Annotated in this window: 10 protein-coding genes; 4 read left to right on the top strand and 6 right to left on the bottom strand. The window is 61.4% G+C overall.

Going from position 1 to position 12,395, the window contains the following annotated elements:
• Nucleotides 1–91 precede the first annotated feature (91 nt).
• The 5 genes from J7E36_RS00295 to J7E36_RS00275 all read right to left on the bottom strand — a co-directional run bounded on the left by J7E36_RS00295 (nucleotide 92) and on the right by J7E36_RS00275 (nucleotide 6,271).
• Nucleotides 92–1,468: a M16 family metallopeptidase gene (locus tag J7E36_RS00295; RefSeq protein WP_214998753.1), complete on the bottom strand. Its 1,377-nt coding sequence runs from the start codon at nucleotides 1,466–1,468 to the stop codon at nucleotides 92–94.
• A 59-nt stretch (nucleotides 1,469–1,527) separates the two neighbouring features.
• A complete protein-coding gene (locus J7E36_RS00290; RefSeq protein WP_214998751.1) occupies nucleotides 1,528–3,186 on the bottom strand; it encodes a Na/Pi cotransporter family protein in 1,659 nt (552 codons plus the stop codon).
• Between the two features lie 336 nt (nucleotides 3,187–3,522).
• Nucleotides 3,523–4,290, bottom strand: coding sequence for a TerC family protein (locus J7E36_RS00285; RefSeq protein WP_214998749.1), 768 nt, complete (start codon nucleotides 4,288–4,290; stop codon nucleotides 3,523–3,525).
• A 74-nt stretch (nucleotides 4,291–4,364) separates the two neighbouring features.
• Nucleotides 4,365–5,672, bottom strand: a complete 1,308-nt coding sequence (locus J7E36_RS00280) for a CitMHS family transporter (RefSeq protein ID WP_214998747.1) — start codon at nucleotides 5,670–5,672, stop codon at nucleotides 4,365–4,367.
• Between the two features lie 272 nt (nucleotides 5,673–5,944).
• Nucleotides 5,945–6,271 (bottom strand): DOPA 4,5-dioxygenase family protein, encoded by a 327-nt coding sequence (locus J7E36_RS00275; protein WP_214998745.1) that lies wholly within the window; start codon nucleotides 6,269–6,271, stop codon nucleotides 5,945–5,947.
• Between the two features lie 87 nt (nucleotides 6,272–6,358).
• Here J7E36_RS00275 and J7E36_RS00270 point away from each other — a divergent pair, with 87 nt between their 5' ends.
• The gene (locus J7E36_RS00270) at nucleotides 6,359–7,018 is read left to right on the top strand and encodes an NAD(P)-dependent oxidoreductase (RefSeq protein ID WP_214998744.1); all 660 of its coding nucleotides are present in this window, start codon (nucleotides 6,359–6,361) and stop codon (nucleotides 7,016–7,018) included.
• 105 nt (nucleotides 7,019–7,123) lie between these two features.
• Here J7E36_RS00270 and J7E36_RS00265 read toward each other — a convergent pair whose 3' ends face one another.
• Entirely contained in the window at nucleotides 7,124–8,074 is a 951-nt protein-coding gene (locus J7E36_RS00265) for a choline sulfate utilization transcriptional regulator (protein ID WP_214998742.1), read from the bottom strand.
• Between the two features lie 114 nt (nucleotides 8,075–8,188).
• On the opposite strand from J7E36_RS00265, the gene betC reads away from it, so the two are divergent.
• From betC to J7E36_RS00250, 3 genes are all read left to right on the top strand, one after another.
• Nucleotides 8,189–9,703 (top strand): choline-sulfatase, encoded by a 1,515-nt coding sequence (betC, locus tag J7E36_RS00260; protein ID WP_214998740.1) that lies wholly within the window; start codon nucleotides 8,189–8,191, stop codon nucleotides 9,701–9,703.
• A 22-nt stretch (nucleotides 9,704–9,725) separates the two neighbouring features.
• A complete protein-coding gene (choX, locus tag J7E36_RS00255; RefSeq protein ID WP_214998738.1) occupies nucleotides 9,726–10,646 on the top strand; it encodes a choline ABC transporter substrate-binding protein in 921 nt (306 codons plus the stop codon).
• Between the two features lie 158 nt (nucleotides 10,647–10,804).
• Complete coding sequence (locus tag J7E36_RS00250; protein WP_214998736.1) at nucleotides 10,805–12,373, top strand: SulP family inorganic anion transporter; 1,569 nt, start codon at nucleotides 10,805–10,807, stop codon at nucleotides 12,371–12,373.
• Nucleotides 12,374–12,395 lie beyond the last annotated feature (22 nt).

The following is a 12,395-nucleotide window of genomic DNA, read 5'->3' as shown; positions in this document are numbered from 1 at the left end:
GCAAAGCTTGCTCGCGATACAGGCGCCGCTATTCTGAAAGACCTCATCAACTTCATCGCGGGCAAACCTCGCTCCCACAGGTTCTGCTTCCTCATATCCGGCGGCGCCATCGCCACATCACCAACCCCAGCAGCAACACCCCGAGCAAACCGCCCAGCCCCCAGACCAGCTCATCATCACTGAGCAATGGCTTCTCGATACGCAGATAGCCAGGGTCCTTGAGCAGTTCGCGCAGCGCCAGGTTGGCCTGATCCAGACTTACCGACTGCATGCGCAACGCCGGGTTGGCGAAGCGGCCGTCCTCGTAATCACCCAGGGCGCTCCAGTAGTAATCGGCCAAGGCGCTGTTGCCTTGAACCGCCCAGGATTGATGGGCGATGGCCGCGCGTTTGATCCGCACGAAGCTGGTGGGGTCCAGGCCGTCTCTGAGCAAGGTTTTGCGCAGCTCTTCGAGCGCCTGCTCGGCTTGGGGCAGGTCTTCGCGGGCCAGGTCCGTGTTCAGGCTGAAGAAGCCGACGCCGCCGAACACCTCCCGCTCCGTCCACGGCCCGTAGGACAGGCTGCGGGCCAGGCGCAGCTGGCGATAGAGCGCCCAGTCCAGGTAGTCCTTGAGCAGGTCGAAGGTTTCGTCGTGTTGTTCGTCCAACACGGGCTCGGGGAACAGCCAGTGGAGCTTGGCGCTATTGCCGACCAGGCCGTGGATCAGGTTGCGCTTGGTGACGGCGCTGTAGCGGATCTGCGGCAGTGCCTCGTGCTCGCTGGGCTCGACCGGCTTGAGTTGACCAAAGGTGCGCTCCAGGTAGGCCGGCAGCAACCGATCGAGATCGCCGACCACGATCAACGTCATGTTGTTGGGGGCGTACCAGGCCTTGCGCACTTGCTCGAGGCGGGCGAGGGTCAGGTGCTCGACCTCGGCCCGCTCCGCGCAACGCAGGCCCAGTTCCACCGCCAATTGGTTGCTGGCCTTGTGTCCCAGGTCCTGATGATCGAGCCAGCGTTGCAAATGGGTGTAGTGGCCGCCGTCTTCGCGTTCCACCACGCGTTTGGCCGCGTCCAGGGCTGTTTCGTCGATTCGGGTGCGGGTGAGCAACGCCATCAGCAGGTCCAGGACCTTGCGCTGATTGGCCGCCGGCGCCTCGATGACGAATGTGGTGTCGGCGTTGTTGGTGAAGGCGTTCCACTCACCCCCCAACGCCTGCATACGCTCCTCCAGACCGCCTTCGCCTGTCTCGTCGATGCCACTGAACAATAAATGCTCAAGCAGATGCGGCAGCTCTTTATCGGCACAACTGAAGTCGTCCAGGCCCACGCCGACCACCAGGCGAATCGCCACATGCCCGCGCTCACTGCCGGGCTTGAGCAGCAGTTGCATGCCGTTGGGCAAGGCATAACCTTCGACCTGAAACCGGTCCAGGGCAACCGCAGGCAGCGAGCCAAGCAAGAAAAGGGTGAGTAACAGACCACGCATAAAACGGCTTCCTGGCGACTGACAGTCCAATCCTACTGACTGGACAATGCGCCAGATGTTCAAGGCGAATGGTTGATGTCCGCTATTTCATCCGCCGACAGCGCGCCGATCTCGGCGCTCTCCAGCACCACGTAGGCGCTGCCGCAGAACAGCGAGTTCAGGCGGCGCATGTCGGCAATCAGCTCCAGGTGCAGGGCACTGGTCTCCAGGCTTTGCAGGATCTTGCGTTGCAGACGGCTGACGTGGGCGTGGGCCATGCGCCGTTCCTGCGCCCGAAAGCGCCGTTTCTCACGCAGCAAATGGCGAGCGCTTTCCCGGTCGGCACTGAGAAACACCGACATGCCCAGCCGCAGGTTGGCAATCAATTGGCTGTGCAACCCGGCCAACTCTTCCAGGCCCACATCGGAAAAGGACCGGCGTTGCGAGGTTTTCTGCTGCTGGACCTTGCGCAGCATGCGTTCGATGAGGTCGCTGGCCAGCTTCAGGTTGATCGCCAGCTCGATGATCTCCGCCCAGCGACGGCTGTCCTGTTCGCTGAGGTCTTCCCGGGGCATTTGCGCCAGGTACAACTTGATGGTGCTGCACAGCGCCTCGACGTCGTCACTCATGCGCCGCACTTCCTGGGTAACGGCGCTCTGCTGGCCGTTCAGGACATCGAGCATGGCTTCGAGCATGTTTTCGATCAGGTCGCCGATGCGCAGGGTTTCCCGGGCGGCGTTTGCCAGCGCCAGGCTTGGCGTGGCCAGGGCCGTGAGGTCCAGGTGCCGGGGCTTGGCCGTGCCGTTGGTCTCCGGGCGCTCCGGCAGCAGCCAGGCACAGAGCCTGGCCATCGACGCGACGCTGGGCAACAGCACCAGGCAGCGCACGGTGTTGTAGAGCAGGTGGAAGCCGATCACCGTTTCCTGGGCGCTGAAAGCCAGGCTGTCCAGCCAGCCGACCAGCGGGTCAAGCACTGGAATGATCAGCAACAGGCCGATCAGCTTGTAGAGCAGGCTGCCCAGCGCCACCTGGCGCCCGGCGGCGTTCTGCATGCTGGTGCTGAGAAACGCCAACACGCCGCTGCCGATGTTGGCGCCGATCACCAGGCCGATGGCCACTGGCAGGCTGATCACCGCCGCGCCGGCCAGGGTCGCGGTCAGCAGCACGGCGGCCAGGCTGGAATACGAGATCATCGCGAACAGCGCACCGATCAACGCGTCGAGGAGGATGTCGCCGGTCAGCGAGGCGAAGATTACCTTTACGCCTTGGGCGTGGGTGATGGGCGCAGCCGCTTCGACGATCAGTTGCAGGGCCAGGATGATCAGGCCCAGGCCGATGCCGACCCGGCCCATTTGCCCGGCACGGGTCTGTTTGCGCGAAAGGAAAAAAATCACCCCGAGGAAGATCAGCAGCGGCGACAGCCACGACAGGTCCAGGGTCAGCACCCGGGCCATCAGTGCGGTGCCGACATCGGCGCCGAGCATGGTCGCCAGGGCCGGGGTCAGCGCCATCAGGCCCTGGCCGACGAAGGAGGTGACGAGCATCGCCGTGGCGTTGCTGCTCTGGACCATGGCCGTGACCGTGATGCCCGCCAGGAACGCCAGCCAGCGCCTGGACATGTTCTGGCCGATGACATGGCGCAGGTTCGACCCATAGACCCGCAAGATGCCGGTACGGACGATGTGCGTCCCCCAGATGAGCAGGGCCACGGCGGAGAGTAGATTCAGCAGGGTCAGCATGAGGAGCCCCCTGTTAACGTCCCAAAGGGACAAATTGGCGATGCGACATGGTCTGTTGTTGTACTTAAGCTGTAGTTGGCGAACGGTTCGAACGCCAGCATTGCACAGCTAAAGAATTGATTGAAACAAAACTGTCATGAAGACAGGAGACAGGACAACAAAGGTTCCTTGTGGGAGCGAGCCTGCTCGCGATAGCGGTGCATCAGCCACCGCAGTGCCAACTGTCACATCGCTATCGCGAGCAGGCTCGCTCCCACATGGGTCCTGGCTAGGCCGCTTTCGGGCAGGCATGAAAAAGGGGCTCCAAAGAGCCCCTTCGTGCACTGCTACGTTCAGTTACTGACCCGGTACATCCTTGCGCAGTTTTACCGGGTCCTGCTGCTTGCGCTTGCGTGCAATCGCGGTGCGCATCTTGATGTTGATGGCTTCCACCGCCAGGGAGAAGGCCATGGCGAAGTAGACGTAGCCTTTTGGCACGTGCACATCGAACGACTCGGCGATCAGTACGGTACCCACCACCAGCAGGAACGACAGCGCCAGCATTTTCAGCGATGGGTGCTTGTCGATGAAGGCGCTGATGGTGCCCGAGGCCAGCATCATCACCAGCACCGCGACGATGATTGCCGCCACCATCACCGGGACATGGGACACCATGCCGACCGCGGTGATGACCGAGTCCAGGGAGAACACGATGTCGATGATGGCGATCTGGATAATGGTGTAGAGGAAGTTGCCACCCTTGCCCGAAGGCTCGTCGCTGTTCTCATCTTCGCCTTCCAGCGCGTGGTACATCTCCTGGGAGCTTTTCCACAACAGGAACAGGCCACCGAAGAACAGGATCAGGTCACGACCGGAGATGCCCTGACCGAACACTTCGAACAAATCGGCGGTCAGGCGCATCACCCAGGTGATGGACAGCAGCAACAGGATCCGCGTGACCATGGCCAGCGCCAGGCCGAAGATCCGGGTGCGCGCCTGCATGTGCTTGGGCATGCGACTGACCAGGATCGAGATCATGATGATGTTGTCGATGCCCAGGACGATTTCCAGGGCGGTCAGGGTAAAGAAGGCAACCCAGATTTCCGGGTTGGTCAGCCATTCCATGTGAGTTCCTTTAGCGAGTGTTAGGCCGCGCCGCGTCTTCAGCTACCTGAAGGCGTGGCGCAGGGGCATTGCTTTTATAGAGTGCTGAACAGCGGAAAGATCCCCATCAGCAAGGCGGCAACCATTATGCACAGGCACACCAGCACTGCCCACTTCAGGGTGAAGCGCTGGTGATCGCCGAACTCGATCCCGGCCAGGGCCACCAACAGGTACGTCGACGGAACCAGCGGGCTCAACAGGTGGACAGGCTGGCCGACGATCGAGGCACGGGCCATTTCCACGGCGGTGATGCCGTAATGACTGGCCGCTTCAGCGAGCACCGGTAACACACCGTAATAAAATGCATCGTTCGACATGAAGAAGGTGAACGGCATACTCGCCAGCGCGGTGATCACCGCCAGGTACGGGCCAAGGAAGTCCGGGATCACCGCCAGCAGGCTCTTGGACATGGCGTCGACCATGCCGGTACCGGACAGGATGCCGGTGAAGATACCCGCCGCGAAAATCAGCCCGACCACCGCCAATACGCTGCCGGCGTGTGCCGCAACGCGGTCTTTCTGCTGCTGCAGGCACGGGTAGTTGACGATCATGGCGATGCTGAAGGCCACCATGAACAGCACCGGCAGCGGCAGCAGGCCGGCGATCAGGGTGCACATCAGGGCCAGGGTCAATGCGCCGTTGAACCAGATCAGCTTCGGACGACGGGCGTCCGGGAACTGCGACACGCTGATTTCGCTGTGGTCGATTTCGTCATGGGCCAGGTGCAATTCACCCAGGCGTGCCCGCTCGCGTTTGCCATACAGGTAGGCAATTGCCAGGATCGCCAGCACACCGAACGCCATCGCCGGAATCATGGGCACGAAGATGTCGGACGGATCCACATGCAAGGCACTGGCCGCACGGGCCGTCGGACCGCCCCAAGGGGTCATGTTCATCACGCCACCGGCGAGGATGATCAGGCCGGCCATGATCCGTGGGCTCATGCCGATGCGGCTGTAGAGCGGCAGCATCGCGGCCACGCAGATCATGTAAGTGGTCGCGCCGTCACCATCAAGGGAAACGACGAGCGCCAGAACGGCGGTGCCGACCGAAACTTTCAACGGGTCGCCCTTGACCAGCTTGAGGATCTTGCGCACGGCCGGGTCGAACAGGCCGGAGTCGATCATCAGGGCAAAATAGAGAATGGCAAACATCAGCATCACCCCGGTCGGGGCGAGCTTGGTGATGCCTTCGAGCATCATCGGGCCGATTTTCGGTGCGAAGCCACCGAACAGGGCGAACAGGATCGGGATGATGATCAAGGCGATCAGCGCGGACAGGCGCTTGGTCATGATCAGGAACATGAACGTGATGACCATGGCAAAGCCAAGGAAAGTCAGCATGGGAAATACTCCAGGCGTGGCGCGGCGGGCAAAGGCGAACCGGACAGGTCAGCGCAGGATGCGGGGCTCGGGACGGACGGATGGAGTTGAAGCGACAGGGTAGGTAGCTGCGGACATCAGGATCACCATTGTTGTTGTTAAAAAGGCCGAGCGGGATGTGGAAATCCGTTTCTGGCCACCGGTCTTTTGCCGGTAGTGAGGCGATCCTAATCGCGCAAGCTTTCAGCAGGCTTTCGCTGCAGAAATGGTTTATCCCACCCGCGCCTGATAAGTCAGAACACCGAAAGATCCAACGGCCGCATGGCCCCCATCCAGATCGCATGGTCGGTGTGATCGGCCCGTTCATCGCCGGTATTGGGATGAAGAAAAATCACCAGCCCTTTGCGATAGAGCGCCAGCCACGGCAGGACCACGCCGATGTACTGCGGGTCGAACGCCAACTGGCAGCTCCAGTCCGGGTGCGGGCCCACCGGGCGCTGGTGGACGCGGCCCATTTTCAGCGGAAACAGTCGCGCCGCTTCCTCGCAGAACGCCCGCGCCTGGTCGAGGGTGCTGGCGTCGAAATACACGTGGGCGTGGTAGCCCTTGATGCGCTGCATGGGTCACTCCTCGAAAAGAGGCCGAACCCCAATCGTTTTCCGCGGGTCAGAGGCCTTATACGTGGAACAAAAAAGGGAATAACAGCCATGAAAAATGCCGAAACCCCGGTGATCAAAGTGGTGCTCTATGGTGCCATGAGCAGCCTCGGCAGCGCATTGATGGCTGAAATGCTGCGACGCCAGCATGAAGTGATCGCCATCCTCGATGATCTCACCGCCCTGGCGCCCCGCCCGGGCCTGCGGACCAAGCCTGGGGACCTGTTCGATCCCGAGCGGGTCAAGCAAAGTGTCGCCGGTGCCAGTGCCGTCATCTGCCTGCTGAACGCGCCGGGGTTGCCAATGAACAGCGAACAAGTCGAACGCACCTTGATTCCAGGCCCTGTGGAACAAGTATTGGCCGTGGATGCGCTGATTGCCGGCATGGAGGCGGTGAATATTTCCCGGCTGTTCCTGGTAGGCGATTTTGCCGTGCTCGACGAGGAGCAGGCCGACGACGATCTGCAGCGCCATGCCGCTGAAGAAGTGCTCGATGCCCTTAAGAACAGCACGTTGCAGTGGACCCTCATCAACACACCCTACGCCGCGCCCGGCTTGGGTATCGAGCATTTCAGCCAGGTCAGCACCAGCCTGGAACCCGGCCTGGCCGAATCCCTGGAGCGGCTGAACCGGGTGGCGGTGGGTATCGCGGACGAACTGCGCTTGAACCTGCACGTCGGCCAGCACCTGAACTTTATCGCCGCCACCTGACGGCTGTGCAAAACCCGTGGCGAGGGAGCTTGCTCCCGCTGGGCTGCGTAGCGGCCCTCGTTTTTTGCGTCTGCGCATCTGAACGGGGCAAGCTCCTCGTCACGCTCAAACAGCAATGGAGGGCAACGGCAGCCCCGTCAGCGATTCGGCGCTGTTGGCCTGTTCCTCCATCAACCAATCCACGAACAACCTGATCAATGCCCCGCGCCGCTTGCGCTGGGGCAAGACCACGTAATACCCCAGGCGTGACAACACTGTCTCGGCAATCGGCCGACACAACAGGCCTTGGGCCAATAAGTTATCCACAAGGTGCCGCCAGCCGATGGCAACGCCTTGGCCGCCAATCGCCGCCTGGATCAGCAGCGTGTAGTTGTCGAAGCGCAATTGCCCGGGTGCCGGTGGGGAGGTGATGCCCAGCTCGCGAAAAACACCGTTCCAGTCGAACCAGCTGCTGCTGTTGCCCGCGCGCAGATGCAGCAGGGGAAACTCCGCCAAGGCCTGGGCCGGCAAGGGCAGGGGACGCTCCTTGAGCAGCAGCGGGCTGCACACCGGAAAGACTTCTTCGCTGAACAGCCAGCGACTTTCGCCCTGTTTGAAGCGACCGTCGCCAAACAGTACGGCAACGTCGATATCGGTGCGAAGCATGTTGTGGTTACGCTCACCGGTCACCAGGCTGACGTCGATCTGCGGATTGGCCGCGTGAAACCGGTGCAAGCGCGGCATCAGCCAATACGCCGCAAAGGCGAAGTCCGTCGCCACCTGCAACACTTCATGCTGATGCTGGGCGGTAATCGCGCTCAGCCCCGCATCAATGCTCTGTAAACCGGCCTGCACCTGCTCGAACAGAATCGATCCGGCCTCGGTCAGTTCGATGCCGCGATAAATGCGATCAAACAGCCGCGTGCCCAATTGCTCCTCCAGCCGCTTGATCTGCTGGCTGATGGCCGGTTGCGTGGTACCCAGTTCAATCGCCGCTGCCGTGAAGCTTTGCTGACGGGCGGCGGCTTCAAAGGCGCGGAACAGTTCCAGAGACAGGTCACCCAAGGCGTCATACATAAGCTGTGCTTATCCTAGTCATTATCCTGCATGGGCTTTACCCCAATACCTGGGGGCTACATGCTCAATCGCAGCAATATCGCATAACTGTCCACTATGGAATGCCGCGAACACATGAAGCGCAAGAACATTCTTTTCATCATGGCCGATCAAATGGCCGCGCCAATGTTGCCGATCTACGGTCCTTCGCCGATCAAGTTGCCAAACCTGTCGCGCCTGGCCGCCGAAGGCGTGGTGTTCGACGCCGCCTATTGCAACAGCCCACTCTGCGCCCCGTCGCGCTTCACCCTGGTGAGCGGCCAGCTACCGAGCAAGATCGGCGCGTACGACAACGCGGCGGATTTCCCGGCGGACGTGCCGACCTACGCCCATTACCTGCGTCGCCTCGGCTACCGCACGGCGCTGTCCGGCAAGATGCATTTTTGCGGGCCGGACCAGTTGCACGGCTATGAGGAGCGCCTGACCAGTGACATTTATCCGGCCGACTACGGTTGGGCGGTGAATTGGGACGAGCCCGATGTGCGGCCGAGCTGGTTCCACAACATGTCCTCGGTGTTGCAGGCCGGCCCTTGCGTGCGCACCAATCAGCTGGATTTCGATGAAGAAGTGGTGTTCAAGGCCCAGCAGTACCTGTTCGACCATATTCGCGAGGACGGCGACCAGCCGTTCTGCCTGACCGTCTCGATGACGCACCCACACGATCCGTACACCATTCCCAAGGCCTTTTGGGATCTGTATGACGACAACGACATTCCGTTGCCGCCTACCCCGGCGCAAACGGAGCTCGATCCGCATTCCCAACGGTTGCTGAGAGTCTACGACCTGTGGGACAAGCCACTGCCTGTGGATAAGATTCGCGACGCGCGCCGGGCCTACTTCGGCGCGTGCAGCTACATTGACAGCAACGTCGGGAAGTTACTGCAAACCCTGGAGGACACCGGCCTGCTCGACGACACCATCATCATTTTCTCCGGCGATCATGGCGACATGCTTGGGGAGAAAGGCCTCTGGTACAAGATGCACTGGTTCGAAATGGCCGCTCGCGTACCGCTGCTGATCAGCGCCCCAGGTCAATTCGCCAGTGGCCGGGTCGGTGCCGCAGTGTCCACCGCCGACCTGTTGCCGACCCTGGTCGAATTGGCCGGCGGCACCTTGGAACCCGGGCTGCCGCTGGACGGGCGCTCGCTGGTACCGCACCTGCAAGGGCAGGGCGGTCATGACGAAGTGTTCGGTGAATACATGGCCGAAGGCACCATCAGCCCGTTGATGATGATCCGTCGTGGACCGTGGAAATTCATCTACAGCGAAGATGATCCGTGCCTGCTGTTCGATGTGCGCAACGATCCCAAGGAACTGGAAGATCTCAGCCAGTCTCCCGAACACCAGCGCGTGTTTGCCGATTTTCTCGCTGAAGCGCGGGCCAGGTGGGACATCCCGCACATTCATCAACAGGTACTCGCCAGCCAGCGACGCCGCCGCTTTGTCGCCCAGGCGCTGACCCTGGGCAAACTCAAGAGCTGGGATCACCAGCCGCTGGTCGACGCCAGTCAGCAGTACATGCGTAACCACATCGACCTCGACGATCTGGAGCGCAAGGCCCGTTATCCACAACCCTGCCAAAACCAATAACGAATAACGTAAGGGGAAGCACATGCAAAAGTTATCCACAGTACTGACCGCTGGGCTGTTGGCGCTAAGCAGTGTGTCGGCCTGGGCCGAGCAAAGCTGCGACACCGTGAAAATGGCCGACCCGGGCTGGAGCGACATCGCCGCGACCAACGCTATTACCGGTTTTCTGCTGGACGGCATGGGCTACAAGGCCAAGGTCGACACCCTCGCGGTGCCCATTACCTTCGGCGGCCTCAAGGATGGCCAGGTCGACGTGTTCCTCGGTAACTGGATGCCGGCGCAACAGGGCTTCTATGACAAATTCGTCGCCACCGGTGATGTCACGCAGCTTGCCAAGAACCTCGATGGCACCGAATTCACCCTGGCGGTGCCGGACTACGTCTGGGACGCGGGTGTGCATAACTTTGCCGACCTGAACAAATTCGCCGACAAGTTCGAGAAGAAAATCTACGGCATCGGCTCCGGCGCCCCGGCGAACCTTTCCCTGAAAGAAATCATCAAGACCAACGATTTCGGCATGGGCGAGTGGAAACTGGTGGAGTCCAGCGAGCAGGCGATGCTGGCGGAGGTCTCCCGGGCGGTGAAGAAACAGAAGTTCGTGACCTTTCTAGGCTGGACACCGCACCCGATGAACGTGCAGCTGAAAATGCATTACCTCAAGGGTGGCGAGAAGTATTTCGGCGATACCGGCAGCGTCTATACGCTGACGCGCAAAGGTTATGCACAGGCCTGTCCGAACGTCGGCAAGCTGCTGACCAACCTGAGTTTCACCCAGGAAATGGAAAACAGCATCATGGCCGAAGTGGTGAACAACAAGGTCAGCAACGCCGATGCGGCCAAGGCCTGGATCAAGGCCAACCCGGCGGTGCTGGATAAATGGCTGGACGGCGTGAAGACGCTGGATGGCCAGGATGCGTTGGCGGCGGTGAAGGCCAAGCTCTGACAGCCCCGCTGCTTTGCGTGTTCTTTCTGAGGGCGCGGAGCACTGTCGCGAGGAAATCCATGTGGGAGCAAGCTTTGCTCCCACATAAATCTCCTCGCCACAAAGAGAGTGGTGCCTTGCCCTGATACTCTTGAGCCAAACCCCATCCTTGAGGCCCCATGGCAATCCCCACGCGCCATTCACTCTTTCCTTTCCTCAGCTGGCTGCCCCGGCAGACCCGCGCCAGTGTCGGTCGGGATCTGATCGTCGGCCTGAGTGGCGCGATTCTCGCGCTGCCCCAGTCCATTGCCTACGCATTGATTGCCGGTTTACCGCCTGAATATGGCCTGTACGCCGCAATCGTGCCGGTGCTGATCGCCTGTCTGTGGGGCTCCTCCTGGCACCTGATCTGCGGTCCTACGGCGGCGATCTCCATTGTCCTGTACGCCAGCGTCAGTCCCCTGGCCGTACCTGCCAGCCAGGACTACGTCACCCTCATCCTCCTGCTGACCGTGCTGGCCGGTATCTTCCAATGGTTATTGGGGTTGCTGCGTTTCGGTGCGCTGGTGAACTTCGTCTCGCACTCTGTGGTGCTGGGTTTTACCTTGGGCGCGGCGGTGGTCATTGCGTTGGGGCAATTGCCTAACCTGTTGGGCCTCGACCTGCCGAACGAAGCCACAGCGCTGAAAGGCTTGCTGATGCTGCTCAGCCACATCGGGGCTGTGGATAACCCGTCGTTGCTGCTGGGCTTGGGCACGCTGGTCCTGGGGATAGTGCTCAAGCGGGCGCTGCCGCGTTGGCCGAGCCTGTTGATCACCTTGGTCATCAGCAGCCTGGTGGTGTGGCTGTGGCCGGCGATGTTCGGTCATGTGGCACTGGTCAGCGCCTTTACCGGACGCCTGCCGCCGCTCACGCCGCTGCCGCTGGATCTGGAATTGATATTGCGCCTGCTGCCCGGCGCCGTCGCGGTGGGCATGCTCGGGCTGGTTACCAGCCTGTCCATCGCCCGCTCGCTGTCGGTACGTTCCGGGCAGTTGCTCGATGCGAATCAGGAGGTGAGGGCGCAGGGGCTTTCCAACATCGTGGGCGGATTTTTCTCCGGGTCGCTGTCGGCCGGTTCCTTTACCCGTTCCGGTCTCAGCTATGAAGCCGGAGCCTGTTCGCCCCTGGCCGGGGTGTTCTCGGCGCTGTGGGTGGCCTTGTTTGCGGTCGCCGGCGCAACATTGATCGCACATATCCCGATCCCGGCCATGGCCGGCAGCATTCTGCTGATCGCCTGGGGCCTGGTGGACCACCGCGGTATCCGGGCGCTGTTCCGGGTGAGTCGCGCTGAATTCGTGGTCATGAGCCTGACCTGCCTGGCGACGCTGCTACTGGAACTGCAAACCGCCATCTACGCCGGCGTGCTGGCCTCGCTGTTCTTTTACCTCAAGCGCACCTCACAGCCACGGGTGCAGCATTTCTGTGAAGGGGAAGCGGATATCCTGCGGGTGGGCGGCTCGATTTTTTTCGGCGCCAGTCATTTCCTGCAAGTGCGCTTGCAACGGTTGCAGGCGCAACGGGTGGTCATCGATGCCCAGCAGATCAACTTCATCGATTATTCCGGGGTGGAAATGCTCCACCAGGAAGCCCGGCGCCTGCGCAGCCAGGGCCGAAGCCTGACCCTGCGCCGGGCCCGGCCCCAGGTGGTGGACGAATTGAAGAAGCTGGAAGGGCCGGAGCGCTGCCCGATTCATTTCGAGGATTAAGGGGGGCAGCTTTGCTCCCACA

Origin of the sequence: Pseudomonas fluorescens (assembly GCF_018614775.1) — a bacterium.
GTDB lineage: Bacteria > Pseudomonadota > Gammaproteobacteria > Pseudomonadales > Pseudomonadaceae > Aquipseudomonas > Aquipseudomonas fluorescens_BY.
The sequence above is the reverse complement of the archived record's forward strand: the minus strand, read 5'-3'. Positions and strand labels throughout refer to the sequence as shown.